Source organism: Collinsella aerofaciens (assembly GCF_039752985.1).
In the GTDB taxonomy this organism is placed as follows: Bacteria; Actinomycetota; Coriobacteriia; order Coriobacteriales; family Coriobacteriaceae; genus Collinsella; species Collinsella aerofaciens_BT.
The window spans coordinates 23,298-39,601 of sequence record NZ_JBDMHA010000011.1; the positions used below are offsets into that span (position 1 = coordinate 23,298).

Annotated in this window: 19 protein-coding genes and 2 pseudogenes; 3 read left to right on the forward strand and 18 right to left on the reverse strand. The window is 60.1% G+C overall.

Annotated features, from left to right (window positions below; all coding sequences use genetic code 11):
- Positions 1–329 precede the first annotated feature (329 nt).
- Positions 330–986, forward strand: coding sequence for a helix-turn-helix transcriptional regulator (locus tag ABHR76_RS02565; RefSeq protein ID WP_225093822.1), 657 nt, complete (start codon positions 330–332; stop codon positions 984–986).
- A 112-nt stretch (positions 987–1,098) separates the two neighbouring features.
- Here the strand turns inward: ABHR76_RS02565 and ABHR76_RS02570 are convergent, their stop codons facing one another.
- Positions 1,099–1,476, reverse strand: coding sequence for a RidA family protein (locus tag ABHR76_RS02570; protein WP_035137477.1), 378 nt, complete (start codon positions 1,474–1,476; stop codon positions 1,099–1,101).
- 378 nt (positions 1,477–1,854) lie between these two features.
- Here ABHR76_RS02570 and ABHR76_RS02575 point away from each other — a divergent pair, with 378 nt between their 5' ends.
- Both ABHR76_RS02575 and ABHR76_RS02580 read left to right on the forward strand, forming a co-directional pair.
- Entirely contained in the window at positions 1,855–4,347 is a 2,493-nt protein-coding gene (locus ABHR76_RS02575) for a U32 family peptidase (RefSeq protein ID WP_346976725.1), read from the forward strand.
- A 15-nt stretch (positions 4,348–4,362) separates the two neighbouring features.
- A complete protein-coding gene (locus ABHR76_RS02580; RefSeq protein ID WP_346976726.1) occupies positions 4,363–5,022 on the forward strand; it encodes an RluA family pseudouridine synthase in 660 nt (219 codons plus the stop codon).
- Positions 5,023–5,214: 192 nt separating this feature from the next.
- On the opposite strand, the gene ABHR76_RS02585 is transcribed toward ABHR76_RS02580, so the two are convergent.
- The 17 genes and pseudogenes from ABHR76_RS02585 to ABHR76_RS02665 form a co-directional block, all read right to left on the reverse strand.
- Positions 5,215–5,961: a DeoR/GlpR family DNA-binding transcription regulator gene (locus ABHR76_RS02585; RefSeq protein ID WP_346976727.1), complete on the reverse strand. Its 747-nt coding sequence runs from the start codon at positions 5,959–5,961 to the stop codon at positions 5,215–5,217.
- 3 nt (positions 5,962–5,964) lie between these two features.
- On the reverse strand, positions 5,965–7,044 hold the full coding sequence (locus ABHR76_RS02590) for a Gfo/Idh/MocA family protein (RefSeq protein WP_346976728.1): 1,080 nt from the start codon (positions 7,042–7,044) through the stop codon (positions 5,965–5,967).
- A gap of 497 nt (positions 7,045–7,541) precedes the next feature.
- The gene (gene rplX / locus ABHR76_RS02595; RefSeq protein WP_006235043.1) at positions 7,542–7,847 is read right to left on the reverse strand and encodes a 50S ribosomal protein L24; all 306 of its coding nucleotides are present in this window, start codon (positions 7,845–7,847) and stop codon (positions 7,542–7,544) included.
- Between the two features lie 13 nt (positions 7,848–7,860).
- Positions 7,861–8,229, reverse strand: a complete 369-nt coding sequence (rplN, locus tag ABHR76_RS02600) for a 50S ribosomal protein L14 (RefSeq protein WP_006235041.1) — start codon at positions 8,227–8,229, stop codon at positions 7,861–7,863.
- 118 nt (positions 8,230–8,347) lie between these two features.
- Complete coding sequence (gene rpsQ / locus ABHR76_RS02605; protein WP_006235040.1) at positions 8,348–8,608, reverse strand: 30S ribosomal protein S17; 261 nt, start codon at positions 8,606–8,608, stop codon at positions 8,348–8,350.
- Positions 8,609–8,624: 16 nt separating this feature from the next.
- Positions 8,625–8,840, reverse strand: coding sequence for a 50S ribosomal protein L29 (gene rpmC, locus ABHR76_RS02610; RefSeq protein WP_006235039.1), 216 nt, complete (start codon positions 8,838–8,840; stop codon positions 8,625–8,627).
- 86 nt (positions 8,841–8,926) lie between these two features.
- A pseudogene (gene rplP / locus ABHR76_RS02615) lies at positions 8,927–9,343 on the reverse strand (50S ribosomal protein L16); the annotation flags it as partial.
- Positions 9,343–10,053, reverse strand: a complete 711-nt coding sequence (gene rpsC / locus ABHR76_RS02620) for a 30S ribosomal protein S3 (RefSeq protein WP_006235037.1) — start codon at positions 10,051–10,053, stop codon at positions 9,343–9,345. The pseudogene rplP and the gene rpsC, both read right to left, overlap by 1 nt.
- Positions 10,054–10,059: 6 nt before the next feature.
- Entirely contained in the window at positions 10,060–10,431 is a 372-nt protein-coding gene (gene rplV, locus ABHR76_RS02625; protein ID WP_006235036.1) for a 50S ribosomal protein L22, read from the reverse strand.
- Positions 10,432–10,445: 14 nt separating this feature from the next.
- Positions 10,446–10,706 (reverse strand): 30S ribosomal protein S19, encoded by a 261-nt coding sequence (gene rpsS / locus ABHR76_RS02630; RefSeq protein ID WP_006235035.1) that lies wholly within the window; start codon positions 10,704–10,706, stop codon positions 10,446–10,448.
- Positions 10,707–10,738: 32 nt separating this feature from the next.
- Positions 10,739–11,569, reverse strand: coding sequence for a 50S ribosomal protein L2 (gene rplB / locus ABHR76_RS02635; RefSeq protein WP_022094198.1), 831 nt, complete (start codon positions 11,567–11,569; stop codon positions 10,739–10,741).
- A 179-nt stretch (positions 11,570–11,748) separates the two neighbouring features.
- Positions 11,749–12,036, reverse strand: a complete 288-nt coding sequence (gene rplW / locus ABHR76_RS02640) for a 50S ribosomal protein L23 (RefSeq protein ID WP_022094197.1) — start codon at positions 12,034–12,036, stop codon at positions 11,749–11,751.
- Positions 12,037–12,663, reverse strand: coding sequence for a 50S ribosomal protein L4 (rplD, locus tag ABHR76_RS02645; RefSeq protein ID WP_006235032.1), 627 nt, complete (start codon positions 12,661–12,663; stop codon positions 12,037–12,039).
- A 46-nt stretch (positions 12,664–12,709) separates the two neighbouring features.
- Positions 12,710–13,330, reverse strand: coding sequence for a 50S ribosomal protein L3 (gene rplC, locus ABHR76_RS02650; RefSeq protein ID WP_035137484.1), 621 nt, complete (start codon positions 13,328–13,330; stop codon positions 12,710–12,712).
- A 449-nt stretch (positions 13,331–13,779) separates the two neighbouring features.
- Positions 13,780–14,406: a histidine phosphatase family protein gene (locus ABHR76_RS02655; RefSeq protein WP_346976729.1), complete on the reverse strand. Its 627-nt coding sequence runs from the start codon at positions 14,404–14,406 to the stop codon at positions 13,780–13,782.
- Positions 14,407–14,445: 39 nt separating this feature from the next.
- Positions 14,446–15,555 carry a cation diffusion facilitator family transporter gene (locus ABHR76_RS02660; RefSeq protein WP_346976730.1) on the reverse strand — a complete coding sequence of 370 codons (1,110 nt, stop codon included), beginning with the start codon at positions 15,553–15,555 and terminating at the stop codon, positions 14,446–14,448.
- Between the two features lie 194 nt (positions 15,556–15,749).
- A pseudogene (locus ABHR76_RS02665) lies at positions 15,750–16,304 on the reverse strand (hypothetical protein); the annotation flags it as partial.

The window sequence follows — 16,304 nt, forward strand, 5'->3', positions numbered from 1 at the left end:
GTTGTTTTCGCATCTGACGCTCTATTGTGACGCAGTGCGGGGTTGAGGTTGTGCCTTCATTGCATATCGTATTAAAGATGATTCTCATTCTCAATAATAATTTTTTGTTATCAGACTATTCTTCAGCTGAAAATACGCATTTCCGCAGGTCAGGAAAGTGTCTGGTCAAAATAACATCTAACATTTCTTTTGGTCAACCGTTTACCGCTAAATTCCTACCGTTCGTCTGCATTACGCAATGTACCTGCGGATATACGAGATGATGGGCAGCGTGTTACCATGATAAAAAATTGTTATGAACACTTCGATAGAACCCAAAGGAGTTGCCCGTGAACGAGACCGTACGTCGCTTTTTGCCGATGGTCGATTTCCTGGAGCAGGTACTCGGTAAGAACAGCGAAATCGTCCTGCACGATTTCTCGGATCCCGACCACGCCATCGTCGATATCCGCAACGGTATCGTGAGCGGCCGCAAGGTCGGCGGTCCCGCCACCGATCTGGCGCTCAAGATCATGCACGACGCCAAGTATCGCGACCTGCCGTTTATTACGGGCTACGAGGGCCGCGGTGCCGGTGGCAAGACATTGGAGTCAGCGACGTACTTTATCCGCGAGAATGACGAGATCGTCGGCATGCTCTGCGTCAACACCGACCTCTCGACCGTGCGCTCCATCAACGCCATGGCACAGCAGCTCATGGCGTGCTTCGACGCGGCGCCGACGCGCACGGAGCCCGCCTCTATCGAGGTCGAAAGCCTTTCGGAGTCCACACAGGAGCTCATCGACCGCAGCATTGCCGAGCTGCTGAGCGCTCGCGGGCTGGATGTGACGTCGCTTGGTCAAAGCGACCGCGTGGACGTCATTCGCCACCTCAACGGCAACGGGGTGTTCATGCTCAAGGGCGCCGTGGCCTGCGCCGCCACCGCGTTGGGCATCTCGGAGCCCAGCGTCTACCGCTACCTGCAAAAAGTTCGCAAGGAGGGCTAACGAGCAAAATGGAGCGCGGCTCCACAAGCGATTCGTCACTTAACAAAAGACTCTGCAGCTCGCACGCGCTGCAGGGTCTTTTTGCATGTCATGTTTAGTTGTTGCCAACACCTTAGAGGGCGGCGACGACCTCGATCTCGACCAGACCGCCAGCCGGAAGGGCGGCAACCTGGAAGGCGCTGCGCGCGGGAAACGGGGCCTCGAACTTGGAGGCGTAGATCTCGTTCACGGCGGCGAAGTCGGCGATGTCGGCCAGGTAGACCGTGGTCTTGACGACATCGGCAAAGGTGGCGCCGGCAGCGGTCAGCAGGGCCTCGACATTGGCGAGGGACTGCTTGGCCTGGGCCTCGACGCCCTCGGGCATCTTGCCGGTCGCGGGGTCGATGCCCAGCTGGCCGGACAGGAACACCATGTTGCCGGTCTGGATGCCGGGGGAATACGGGCCGATGGCTGCAGGTGCGTTATCGGAAGACACGACGGTCTTGCTCATGTTTTTCTCCTTACGATCAGATAGAGAGCGTGAGCGCGGCGTTCACACCGGGAGGCACAATTCGGTCTGAACACCGCGCTTGATTTGGGATAGTACTCAAGGTTTCCGCGCGATGCAAGATTATTATCACGTTGCGAGAATATTTTATCGCCCAACGGTGCCTGTCGGCCGCTGAACGGCACGACCGGACAGTGAAGCTCAAAATGATCCGTTTTCCTCCGCCACCTATGGATCACCTAATCCGATGGGAACGAAGGGAAACGGATCATTTTTGCTGCAAGGGCTGCTGAAGACTTTATCCTGCTTGGAGCACGGGCGTCGCCCGCCGCGACGGCACCACTATACTTTTGAGTATCTGAGCATTTTGAAAGGCAGGATATGACCGCAACCGCCAGTAGAACCACCAACCGCAGACCCGAGCTCTTGGCACCCGCCGGAGGCCCGGAGCCCTTTGCCGCCGCGCTTGCTGCCGGGGCAGACGCCATCTACTGCGGCATGGGCAGCTTCAACGCCCGTCGCAAGGCCACCAACTTTACCGACGAGGCCTTTGAGCAAGCCTGCCGAGCCGCACATCTAGCCGGGTCGCGCGTCTACGTCACGGTCAACATCGTCATCAAGCAGTCCGAGATGGGCGATGCGCTGCAACTCATCCATCGCTGCTCCACGCTGGGCGCCGATGCCTTCATCATCCAGGACTGGGGCCTGTTCTTTGAGGTCAAGCGCACGATGCCCGGCATCGAGACGCACATCTCAACCCAAGCAAACATCCACGACGACCGCGGAACCCTTTGGTGCCGCGAGCAGGGCGCCGACCGTGTGACCCTCTCGCGCGAGCTTTCCATCGACGAGATTGCCGCCATTCATGATGCCGCGCCCGACGTGGACCTTGAGGTCTTTAGCCATGGTGCCATCTGCTTTTGCTACTCGGGCCTGTGCCTGCTTTCGAGCTTTGCCATGGCGGGACGATCGGCCAACCGTGGCATGTGCGCCCAGCCCTGCCGCCTGCCCTACGAACTGATCGACGAAAACGGTCGCGCGCTCTCCCCCGCCGGCCGCGAGCGTGCGCTATGCCCGCGTGACACCAACACTTCACAGCTTGTTCGCCGTCTGTATGACGCCGGCGCCGCGTCGCTCAAGCTCGAGGGCCGCATGAAGGCGCCCGATTACGTGTACTCCATCGTTGATGTGTATCGTCACGAAATTGACGACATGCTATCCGGAGCCACCGTTGCCAAGGACGAGGAAGCCGCCCGCCAGCGCCAGCTCAAGCGCTGCTTCAACCGCGACTTTACGCACGCCTATCAGGACGGCACCTCGGGCGACGAAATGATGAGCTATGAGCGTTCCAACAATCGCGGCCAGATCGTGGGCACGGTGCTGGGCAGCCGTCTGGCCAACCGCGATGTGCGCGGCCTCAAGCCCGACGACCGCCGTCGCCGCGCCGCCATCGCCCGCATTGAGCTGTTTGAGCCCGTGGGCAAGGGCGACCTGCTGGAGCTTCGCCACGATAACGAGTTTGACCAGTTCCTGACCACTATTGCCGCCGATGATGCCGCCGCCGGCGATGTTATCGAGTGCCGCGTGCCCCGCAGCATGCCCGAGGGCTGCCGCGTCCGCGTGATTCGCAGTCAGCGTGCCATCGACGCCGCCGGCGCCGCGCTCAAGCGCGATGTGCTGCGCCGCCGAGCTGTTGATGTGTCCGTCGTGGCGCGCCTGGGCGAGCCGTTTACCGTCACACTCACCTGCTCTGACAACCCCGCGCTCACCGCCACCGCCACGGGCTTCACCGTCGAGGCCGCCAAGACCCGCGCCGTCGAGGCGGCAGACCTGGTTGAGCATGTGGGCCGCATGGGCTCCTCGCCCTTTGAGGCAGCGAGCTTTGATGTGGCGCTCGATGAGGGCTGCGGCATGGGCTTCTCCGCTGTGCACAAGGTGCGCGCTGCCGCCTGCAAGGCGCTGGAGGAGGCCATTCTGGCACCGTATGAGGAGCGTGCGAAAACGCTCGAGATTCCGGGGCCCGACAAATGTACGCACGCCATACCCGAGCATTACCGCGATGAGCCGCAGATCTGCGCCACCGTCACCTCGCTCGAGGCCGTCGAGGCAGCCCGCGCGGAGGGTGCAACGCGCCTCTACATGACCACCGACGTGCTCGAGGCTGTCGGACTCTCCCCTGCCGATGCATTTGAGCAGGGTATCGTGCCCGTACTCGACGAGGTCTGCCGTGCTGTTGACCACGAGCGCGTTGACCCCTGGATCAATGCCGGAGCCACCGTCGCCGTCGGCAATATCTCCGAGCTCGCCGTAGCCGCGCAGACCGGCGCCACGGCCGAGATTCGCTCTTGCCTGCCGGTGCACAACACGCCCTGCATGGAGGCGCTTGCCGAGCGTGGAGCCGGTGCGTTTTGGCTCTCGCCCGAGATCACGCTCGACGAGATTGTCTCGCTCGGCGCCGCCGCGCCCGCGGCTCTGGGCATCACCGTCTTTGGCCGCCCGCGCGTTATGACAAGCGAGCATTGCATTCTGCAGGTTGCCAACGGCTGCATCCACGATTGTGCCAACTGCCGCCTGCGTGCCCGCAAGCTGTCACTCAAGAATATCGACGGAAAGGTCATGCCCGTCCGCACCGACATCCACGGCCGCTCTCGCCTGTACGACGCCTACCCCATCGACCTCACGCCTCAGGTTCCTCAGCTGCTCGATGCCGGCGTGCGTCGTCTCATGGTGGACGGAACGCTGCTCGAGACGGATGAGGTGGGCCGTGCCGTCGCCCGCGCCCGTCGTGCCGTCGAAGCAGCGCAGGCCGGCCGCAAGCCCGCCACCCGCCTACGCGGGGCGACCTCGGGCTGCATGTTTGTGGGAATCAGCTAACCGAAAGGCTAACACGTGAACGAAGAACCTCAAGTCCTCTACTGCGACGCCTGGCTCATGGCCATCGACAAGCCCGCCGGCATGATCGTCCACGGCGACGGCACCGGAGAGCGCACGCTCACCGACTACGCCAGCGACCTGCTGCTGGCGATGGGCGACGGCTTTGCCGCGACCGACATGCAGCCGCTCAACCGCTTGGACCGTGACACCACCGGCGTGGTGCTGTTTTCGCTCGACAAGCAGACGCAGCCCGCCTTTGACCAGATGGTCATCGACCACGCTTTCGAAAAGCACTACCTGGCGCTCGCCGAGGGCAAGATCGACTGGAACGAAAAGCTCATCGACAAGCCCATCGCCCGCGACCGCCACGACAGCCGAAAGATGCGCGTCGGCGCCAGCGGCAAGCCGTCTCAGACGCGCGTGAAGGTGCTCAAGCGCCTTAAGAGCCGCCGAGGCCTGCCCACGCGTTCGTATATCGATGTCGAGCTGCTCACCGGCCGCAAACACCAGATCCGCGTGCACTTGGCGAGTGAGCGTCATCCCCTGGTGGGCGACGAGCTCTACGGCACGCCGCGTCCCTGCGGCCTGATGCTCCATGCCCACAGCGTGTCCTTTACGCATCCCGTAACCGGCGAGCACATCTACATCGAAGCCCCCTGCCCCTGGGAACCCTAAACCACCACAATGGGGACAGGCACCTTTGTGGTGGTTTTGCCCCAATGGCTCAGCCGCGGTCCCAAAACGTCTCGATCTGTAACAGTAACTCGGCAAAATCGGCCCCAGATGTTACAGATCGAGACAAAGGAACGGCGTAACCACCACAATGGGGACAGGCACCTTTGTGGTGGTTTTGGCCTTGTCCCGTCGCTAGACCGTGATGACGTTGTCCATCGACTGGTACTTGGCGGGTACTTCGCCCGCAGTAATAATCGTTGCGTCGCGGAAGTCCGCAAACTTGACGGGCGCCACCATGCCAAATTTACTGGCGTCCGAGATTACGAAGCGTTTGGCGGTATGGCGCATCGAGATACGCTTGACCTGCGCTTCCTCGATATCCGGTGTGGTGAGACCTTGCTCGGCGGCGATGCCATTGGAACCCCAAAAACCGCAGTTGAAGTTATAGCGGTCCAGGGTTGCCAAGGCATCGGGACCGACGAGCGCCTCGGTCTCGGGCTTGAGCTCGCCGCCTAGCACCACGGTGCGCATACCACGCAGGGCGAGATGCTGAGCATGGAGCACGGAATCGGTCACATAGGTGACACCCTCAAGGCGCGGAAGATGCTCGATGAGCTTGAGGGTCGTGGAGCCCGAATCGATATACACAAAGCTATCGGGCTCCACCAGGGCCGCGGCACGGGCGCAGATGCGCTCCTTGTCATCGTTATGAAGATCACTGCGCTCGCTGATCGTCAGGTCGCGCGTCACGTGCGCGCGCTCCAGACTCGTCGCGCCTCCGTGTACCTTGGCGATACGGTGTGCGCGGTCGAGCGTTTGCAAGTCACGGCGAATGGTGGACGGTGTCACGCCCAGCGCCTCGGCAAGCTCTGGCACAGTGACCGAGCCGGCCTGCTGCACCATCGACACAATCGTGTTGAGCCTATCTTCCGCAAGCATCGCTTACTCCTCCTCGGGGTAGACGACTCCCCAATCGGCGCGGAGCTTGGTCATGAGCTCCATCACATCAGAAGCATAATCCAGAAGCTCACGCTTGGAATCGTCGCCGGCGACGGCCTGCTCGAGGTCAGCCATCTCGTAGCACAGAGCGTAAGCCTCGGTGCCAGCGTGGACCTCCTCACGGTGACCGTCCGCAGTCCACACGATGGTCGCATGGTCGGCGCGCGGATACTCGTTGACCTCGATATAGCATTTGTCGAAGCTGATGACCGAGCGCTTGGGCTGCTTGGAGTGAAGCGTAAGACTCACCACGCCCAGCTGCTGCTCGGCGTTACGGCAGACAATGCCGCCTGCGACGTCAACGCCAGTCTCACAGGCGTTGCCCAGCGAAACGACCTCAGCGGGCTGGCTTGCCATAAAGAGGCGCATGACGGACAGGGCATACACGCCAATGTCGAGCATGGCGCCGCCGGCAAGGCTACGGTTGTAGAAGCGGTTTGTCAGGTCGCCGTACTCCTTGTAACTGCCAAAGTTGAGCTGAGCAAGGTTCATGCGGCCAAACTCGCCCGCATCCATGCGACGACGCAGCTCCTGATACAGCGGCATGTGAAGCACCGTTGTGGCGTCCATAAGGACCACGTTGTGCTCATCGGCGATGGCGCGGGCCTCGTCAAGCTCGGCAGAGTTGAGGGTAATGGCCTTCTCGCAGAGCACGTGCTTGCCGGCGGCCAGCGCGGCACGCAGATAGGTAATATGCGTGTTGTGCGGCGTGGTGATATAAACGGCATCGATGTTCGGATCGGCATAGAGGTCCTCAACCGTTTCATAGACCTTCTCGATGCCATACTGCTCGGCAAAAGCCTGAGCCTTGGACAGCGTACGGTTTGCGACGCCCGCAAGCTTGCGGCCGGCAAGAGCTAGAGACTGGGCCATCTGATTGGCGATAACGCCGCAACCGATCACAGCCCAGCGAAGCTCGGGAGCCGTAAAGATATCATCAGGGAACGGCTTGCCCTGGACCGAAGCGAACGCTGCCTTTGCGGCTGCCGCGGAGTCGAGTGGAGCCTGCTTGGAATCTGCCATATGTGCCTCCTGAATCATCGGAAGTTCTTCATTTCCAACAGCCCTATATTCGCACAAATGCGCGCGTATTTGCTCGTATTTGCGTGTTTATTTGCTTGTCGGTCATTATTTAACCATAGTTAGCAGATATTTGCGCGGCCATGCGCATCATCGCGCAAGACTCTGCGCGTAAATGCGCATGCTACAATCCTTGTGAAACATATAGGGGCGGAGCACCAAAGCTCTAAAGACAGAGCCAGCTGTATTACTTCACCCCTCTGGGGGCACCAGACATCGAAGGACTGTCCCTAGGTGCCGCTTTCGTTGAAGCCTATCCTAGATGGCCAGATATACAGATCTAAAGACCGTCCCTATCAACTAGTCATTTAAGTCTGTCCCCAATGACTGCCAATCAACGGCCACTCATTTAAGTCTGTCCCCAATGAGTGGGGATAGAAAAAGGCCCGGATGCCGTGGAGCATCCGGGCCTTTGCTGGCAACTTGTTGTTGCGGGCAGCTTAGAACTTGTGGCCGCACTTCTTGCAGACGCGCAGCTTGTTCTTGCCGTCCTTCTCGTGACCGACGCGGGTAACCTTACCGCACTCGGGGCAAACGAGATTGACGTTGGAGGCGTCGATGGGAGCCTCCTGCGAAACGATGCCGCCCTGCTGGTTGGCAGCGTTGGGCTTGACGGCCTTCTTGACGACCGAAACGCCCTCGACAACGACCTTGTTCTCGGCGGGGAGAGCACGCAGGACAACGCCCTGCTTGCCGCGATCCTTACCAGAGAGAACCTGGACCTTATCGCCCTTCTTGATATACATATATCTCCCCTAACTACAGGGTCTCGGGAGCGAGCGAGACGATCTTCATGTACTTCTTGTCACGAAGCTCGCGAGCGACGGGCCCGAAGATACGGGTGCCGACGGGCGAACCATCGTTGTTGATGACAACGCAGGCGTTCTCATCAAAGCGAATGTAGGAGCCATCCTTGCGGCGGATCTCCTTAACGGTGCGAACGACGACGCAACGGACAACGTCCTTCTTCTTGACGTTGGCGCCAGGGGTAGCCTCCTGGACAGCACCGATGAACACATCGCCGATGCCTGCATAACGACGCTTGGAACCGCCAAGCACCTTGATGCAGCGAATCTTGCGAGCGCCGGAGTTGTCGGCGACGTTCAGCATGGTTTGCATCTGAATCATGGTAGATGTTCCTCCGAACTAAGAACCGAAGAGAGGTGCGCAGCCTTTAGACGGCCTGTGGTATGCAAGCCAGGCATACGCACATCTTCGGAAACGTACAAGTCGTAAGAGCGACTGTTTATTTAGCGCGCTCGACGACCTCGATGAGGCGCCAACGCTTCATCTTGGACATAGGACGGGTCTCCATAACGCGGACGGTGTCGCCCACGCCAGCCGTGCACTCCTCGTCGTGAGCGTGCAGCTTCTTGGAGCTGGTCATCATCTTGCCGTACTTGGGGTGACGCTTGCGCTCGGTGATGGTGACGACAATGGTCTTGGCACCGGAGACGGAGGTAACGACACCCGTACGGACCTTACGCGAGTTACGCGAATCAGTCATGTTCTCTCCTTAGGTCCTACTCGGCGACAGCGGACTTCTCCGCTGCGATCTCGCGGGCGCGCTGCTCCGTGAGGACGCGAGCGATGTCCTTCTTCACGGTGTTGACGCGAGCGGTGTTGTCCAGCTGGCTGGTGGCCATCTGGAAACGAAGGTTAAAGAGCTCGGCGCGCATTTCCTTCAGCTTCTCAACGAGCTGAGCGTCCGAGAGCTCACGAATCTCTGCGGGCTTCATTAGTTCTCCTCCTTGGCGGCGGCGGCGTCCTCAGCAGCCCACTTGGCCTCGAGAGCGGCCTCCTCAGCCATCTCCTTCTCGATGCGCTGCTCAGCGTTCTTAGCAGCAACAATCTTGGTCTTGATGGGAAGCTTGTGCTGTGCAAGACGCAGAGCCTCGCGAGCGACCTCCTCGGGCACGCCCTTGACCTCGAACATGATGCGGCCGGGCTTGACGACGGCCACCCACTCCTCGGGGTTACCCTTACCAGAACCCATGCGAGTCTCGGCAGGCTTCTTGGTGATGGGCTTATCGGGGAAGATCGTGATGTAGACACGACCGCCACGCTTCATGTAGCGGGTCATGGCAATACGAGCGGCCTCGATCTGACGGTTGGTGATCCAATGGGCCTCGAGAGCCTGGATACCAAACTCGCCGAAATGCAGCTCGGTATTACCCTTGGCCTGGCCCTTCATGGAGCCACGCTGCACCTTGCGGTGAAGAATACGCTTAGGGGCAAGCACTACTGACCCCTCCTCTCGGAGTTACGACGACGAGGACGGGAAGAGCCCTCGAGTGCAGGGTTGGGAACAGGCTGGCCCGGGAGCTTCTCGCCCAGGTAGATCCAGACCTTCACGCCGCAAGCGCCCATGGTGGTGCTGGCGACAGCCGTGCCGTAGTCGATCTTGGCACGGAGGGTGTGCAGAGGCACGCGACCCTCGCGGTACCACTCACGACGGCCCATCTCGGCACCGCCGAGACGACCGGAGCACTGGATACGGATGCCCTTAGCGCCGGCCTTGCGGGCGGACTGGACAGCCTTGCGCATAGCGCGACGGAAGGCAACGCGGCCCTCGAGCTGCTCGGCGATAGACTGAGCAACGAGGTTGGCGTCGAGCTCGGGGCGCTTGATCTCGACAACGTCGACGGAGAGCTGGCCCTTGGAAACGCCAGCGACCTTCTCGAGCTCGGTACGGAGGGTATCGATCTCGGCACCCTTCTTACCGATGACAACGCCGGGGCGAGCGGTGAGGATGATGACCTTCACCTTGTCGCCAGCGCGCTCGATCTCGACGCGGGAGACAGCTGCGCGGGAAAGACGCTTCTCGAGGTACTTGCGGATCTCGAGATCGTTACCGAGGGTCTTAGCGTAATCCTTCTCTGCGAACCAGCGGGAGCGCCAGTTCTCGGTAATGCCAAGACGGAAGCCGGTGGGGTAGACTTTCTGACCCATACAGCTTTACGCCTCCTTTCGAGGAGCAACGACGACGGTGATGTGGGAAGTACGCTTCAGAATGCGAGAAGCGGAACCCTTGGCGCGGGGACGGATGCGCTTAAGCGTCGGACCCTCGTCAACATAGGCAGCGGCGACAACCAGGTTGTCGGCACGCAGACCGTTGTTGTTCTCGGCGTTCGCAACGGCGGAACGGAGAACCTTCTCGACATCCACGGCGACGGCGCGGTCGCAGAAGTGGAGGATGTCGAAGGCCTGAGCGACAGGCTTGCGGCGGATCAGATCGACCACCAGGCGGGCCTTGCTGGGGGAAACACGCACGTACTTAGCGACGGCGCGAACCTCGGTGGCCTCAGTTTCAATAGACTTAGTTGCCATTTACGGTTAACCCCCTATTTGGCCTTGTGGCCACGGAACGTACGAGTCGGCGCGAACTCGCCGAGCTTGTGACCAACCATGGACTCGGTAACATACACGGGCACATGCTTGCGGCCGTCGTGGACGGCGATGGTGTGACCAACCATCTCGGGGAAGATGGTGGACGCGCGGGACCAGGTCTTCACGACGTCCTTCTTGCCAGCCTCGTTCATCGCGGTGATACGCGAGAGAAGGCGAGTCTCCACGAACGGGCCCTTTTTGAGACTTCTGCTCATAAGTGCTTTCTCCTAAAACTCGGTATCCGAAATTACTTCTTACGGCGACGAATGATGTGCTGGTTCGAGACCTTCTTCTTCTTGCGCGTACGAAGGCCCTTCGTCGGCTTACCCCAGGGGGTAACAGAGGGACGACCAGAGGTGTGGTTCTTGCCCTCGCCACCGCCGTGCGGGTGGTCGACAGGGTTCATGACGGTACCGCGGACGGTCGGGCGCACGTTCATGTGACGCTTACGGCCGGCCTTGCCGATGACGATGTTGGAGTGATCGGCGTTGCCGACCTCACCGACGGTGGCGCGGCAGGTAACGAGGATGCGGCGCATCTCGGAGGAAGGCATACGGACGATAGCGTACTTGCCCTCCTTACCCATCAGCTGGCAAGAGTTACCGGCGGAACGGGCGATAGCAGCGCCCTTGCCCGGCTGGAACTCGACGGCGTGGATGAGCGTACCGACGGGGATGTCGGCGAGGGGCAGAGCGTTGCCCGGCTTGATGTCGGCGTCAGAACCGGACATGATGGTCTGACCGACCTCGAGGCCCTTGGGGGCCAGGATGTAGCGCTTCTCACCGTCAGCGTAGTGCAGCAGAGCGATGCGAGCGGAACGGTTCGGATCGTACTCGATCGTGGCAACCTTGGCGGGCACGCCGTCCTTGTTGCGCTTGAAGTCGATTACGCGGTAACGACGCTTCACGCCGCCGCCCTGGTGGCGGGTGGTGATGCGGCCGTTGTTGTTACGACCGGCCTTCTTGGGCAGGGGCTCGAGAAGAGACTTCTCGGGCTTGGTGCAGGTGATCTCGGAGAAGTCGGAGATCGTCTGCCAACGCCTACCAGCGGAGGTCGGCTTAAGGTGCTTTACAGCCATTACAATCCCTTTCAATAGGAATCCGTTAGCCATCGCAGACAGGGATTCGAGGTTCTGCCTCGGGTGCGATGACACCGGACGTATACACGGTTCCGGGCGTGTCCATTTTATACGCCCAAAACCTTGAGCTCTCGCCTCCCCTATTTGGGAGGCATGAGCTCACTCAACAGCAGCGAGTCTTAGGCCTGGTTGCCAAAGACCTCGATGGTGTCGCCCTCGGCCAGCGTGACGATGGCCTTCTTCCAAGAACGGGTCTTGCCGGCGACATAGCGCACGCGCTTGGTCTTGGGCTTGACCGTCAGGGTGTTCACGCGAACGACCTTGACGCCGAAGATCTCCTCGACAGCGTCCTTGATCTGATACTTGTTAGCATCCTTGGCGACCTCGAACGTGTACTTGTTCAGCTCCATGCCGGAGAAGGAACGCTCGGACACGATCGGACGGATGATGATCTCGTGGGCGGTCATTTATGCAAGCACCTCCCCGAAGTGAGCGGCGATGTCGGCGGGCATCAGCACGGCGTTGTTGTTGACGAGATCGTAGGTGTTGGCCTCGTCGGCAGTGATGATGAACGTCTTGGGAATGTTGCGGAACGACAGGTAGGCGTTGACGTCCTCATCGCGAACGATGATGGTCAGACGCTTGCCCTCAAGGCCGAGAGCCTTGAGCATGGCGACGGCAGCCTTGGTGGAAGGCTTCTCGAAGCCGTAGTCGTCGACGAGCACGAGCTCGCCATCGGCCAGCTTGGCGGACAGCGCGGAGCGCATAGCCAGCTTGACCTCCTTGTTGTTCATACGCTTAGCGTAGGAACGGGGCTTGGGGGCGAAGACAACGCCACCGTGACGCCACTGGGCAGCACGGATGGAACCCTGGCGGGCACGGCCGGTGCCCTTCTGACGCCAAGGCTTCTTGCCGCCACCGGAAACCTCAGAGCGGCCCTTAGCGGACTGGGTGCCCTGACGCCAAGAGGCCATCTGGCACTTGACGATGTGGTGCATAACGTGGATGTTCGGCTCGATGCCGTACACCTCAGCGGCGAGCTCGGCCTCGGCGACCTTCTTGCCCTCGCTGTTCTTTACTTCAAACTTTGCCATTTAAGTGTTCTCCTTGGTATGACGCTGGGCTAAATGGGCTGGGCCCTTAGGCCATACGGATGGCGACGAGACCATTCTTGGCACCCGGGACAGCGCCCTTGACCAAGATGAGGTTCTGCTCGGCATCGATGCGGACAACGGAAAGGTTCTTGACGGTAACGCGCTCGTTACCCATGTGACCGGCCATCTTGACGCCCTTGAGGACGCGCGCAGGATAGGCGCACTGACCGATAGAACCGGGGTGACGCTGGAAGTGAGAACCATGCGTCATAGGACCGCGGCGCTGACCCCAGCGCTTGATGCGACCCTGGAAGCCCTTACCCTTGGAGGTACCGATGACGTCGACCTTCTCGACATCAGCGAAATCAGCGACGGTAACGACCTCGCCGACCTTGTGCTCCTCGCCGTTCTCGACGCGGACCTCACGAAGGAAGCGGACAGGCTCGACGCCAGCCTTGGCGAAGTGACCAGCCATGGGCTTGTTCACGTTCTTGGCCTTGATGTCGCCGAAACCGATCTGGACGGCGTCATAGCCGTCGGTTGCCTGAGTTTTAACCTGCGAGACAGCGCAGGGGCCAGCCTGGATGACCGTGACGGGAACGACGTTGTCGTCCTCGTCCCAAACCTGGGTCATGCCAATCTTGCGGCCGAGAATCATGCTGATCAAGATATGATCCCAACTCTCGCGTGGTCTTGGGACAATGCGTACACCACCGAGCGTACGCCCCTAGAGGACCACTACTTATACGACGTGCTCCCCAGCCTTGTATTGCGTCCGGACTACCTGACAACCCTATTAAGCAGGCATTTTGTCCAGCCAGAATACTCCCCTGGTTTCACACAGCTGTTTAGTATACACGGCTGCGGGCGTATCCATCGAGATTCATATTTCACTCACATTGTTTACGCAGGTAAAGTGCGTGGAGTCGCCTGGGCACGGCGGAGTGCCGGAGAAATATATTAAGGTCCCTGCTCTACAGTCCTGCGCAAGACGAAGGCCACATTAAGTGGCCTTCTTTGCGTGCGGAACTCGCGATGACCTTAATATATTTCTCCGGCCCTCCGCCGTGCTCGGGAGACGACACGTTAATGTCTGCTAAACCTTGCTCGCTCAGGCTAATGACTTTGTTGGGGGTCCACTATTTGCTGGAGAGTGAACTTGCATTGGAGCCCGTCGCTCTCTCCTTGCGACTCTTCCTCGTCGAAATTGAAGATCATGATGGCGCAGTTGGGGAGTTTTGCTGGGAGCTCGAAGCCCTCTGGGGCTGCAGCCTTGATGAATTGGCGACTGGCGCTGCCGTGGCTTACTGCTAGGAGGGTTTCTATGCCCTCGGCGCCCATGAGATTGGTGAGGGTGTCTACCATGCGCTCTTGCAGCGCGCGGCTTCCTTCTCCTCCGAAGGGGACCAGGTCCTCGCCCGGATCCCAGACGTCGGTGGGCAGCGCGTCGTGCGGGCCTTCCTCGAAGGTGCCGTAGCAGCGCTCGATGATGCCTTTGCAGGGCTCGGCTGCTGCGTCTGCGCCGAGGAGTTCGGTTGCGACGAGCTGAGCTGTGTCCATGGCTCGACCCAAAGGCGACGAGACTACTTTGTCGGGGACAACGCCGTGGGCCTTTAGCCATGCGGCTGCTGTCTGTGCCTGATGACGGCCCAGATCGGTGAGCGGTGAATCGCAGCGACCCTGGACGAGCTTTTTAACGTTGAATTCTGTCTGGCCGTGGCGGAGTATATATAGACGCTTCATGCTCTCCCCTTCTATATAACTAGCTTTATCGGCGCGGCTCTACTCGTGGGTATGGCCTACATAGTCTTCGTCGATCGTGATCTTGGCAATCGACTTGGGATATTCGGATTCGACACGTTTCGCCAGCGCGTGCTTTAAGTCTTCGGCACTCATCTGCAGATCCGAGGGGCGCACGCAGTCAAAGATCACGTTGGTGTGCGTAGGACCCGGCACACAGCGCAGGTCGTGAATCGAAAGGCGGCTATCGATCTGTTGGGCCATGGCGTTAATGCGTAAACGCATGCTCGCCACCTTGGGATCGTCGGTCACGATGGGGTCGTAATGGAGCGTGACAATCATGCCGTCTTCGTTCCTAAACGACTGCTCGATGTTATCGAGCGTGTCGTGACTTTCCAGCGGGCTGGCCTCGGCTGCCATCTCGGCGTGAGCGCTTGCGAACTTCCTGCCCGGGCCGTAGTCGTGAACCATCAGATCGTGAACGCCCAAAACGCCGGGGTAGCTCATGATCTTGCTGCGGATATGCTCGACGAGCTTAGGATCGGGCGTCTGGCCCAAAAGCGGGCTCACCGTATCTTGGATAAGCTCAAAGCCGCTCCAGCCAATATAGGCGCCAACGGCAAGGCCGACCCACGCGTCAAGATTGATGTGCGTCACCTGCGAAACAATTGCGCACGCCAGCACGGCGCCCGTGGCAAGGACATCGTTCTTGGAATCTTGCGCGGTCGCATGCAGCGTCTCGGACTCAATGCGATCGCCGAGCTTTTGGTTGAGGGCCGCCATCCAGAGCTTTACGACCATCGAAAGCACTAGAACTGCCACCAGGGCAAGCGAGAACTCGACAGGTTCGGGGTGGATGACGCGCTCAACCGAGGACTTCACCAGCTCAACGCCAATCAGCAGCACGAGTGCCGCCACGACCAGACCCGAGAGATACTCGTAGCGACCGTGGCCGTAAGGATGCTCGGGGTCGGCCGGCTTGCTCGCCAGCTTAAAGCCCAGCACGCTCACGATATTCGAGCTGGCATCGGACAGGTTGTTCATGGCATCCGCCACGATCGAAACCGATCCCGAAACCACACCAATTGCACCCTTCGCAGCACAAAGCGCAACATTGGCGACAATACACACCATGCCAGCTAACGTGCCCACACGCGCACGATCGCCCTGTGCGCGCCTAACAATCCACTCGACCATCTACATCCGCCCCCACGGTACTACCTATATATCTATTGCTCAAACGGATTGTAGTGTAGCCACTTTGTCCCCCAGATACAAAAAGGCCGCGCCCACACGGGCCGCGGCCTTGGAACACGACAAAGGGATCGTCCTTTTGTCGCACAGGTTTATGCGCTTACTTCAGCAGCGCTCGCCACTGTTTCGGGTGAATCGGCTCCGTCCCCCATCGTCTGTCCCTTCGCCGGCACCACGCCAAAGCAGTAGCTCAGCGCCGCAGACACCGCAAATGTCACACCGCCGGCAGCGCAGCACCACAGCAGGTTCGAGATGCCGCCCGTGGCAAAGCCAATGACCATGAGGACATTCGTCATGCCGATGGTATAGGCCGTAACGTGGCCCACGGCTGCAACAAGGCCTCCGACGGCGCCGCCAATGGCCATGCACGTCAGGCACCTGCCATATTTAAAGCCGCAACCGTACAGCGCCGGCTCGCTTACGCCGCCAAGAACACCCGAGATCGAATAGCCCAGCATGAGCGCCTTCTCGTCCTTATCCGCAACGCGGAGCGACGCGCCAAATGGCATGCCCCAAACGGCGAACGTTGCCATCGTCGCGGCGATCAGGATGCACGAATCCGTTCCCACACTCATAAACTGCGCATAGGCGAGCGATAGGACAACGTTGCTGACGCCGGCGATCTTTAGGAACTCCCAGCCCGCGGC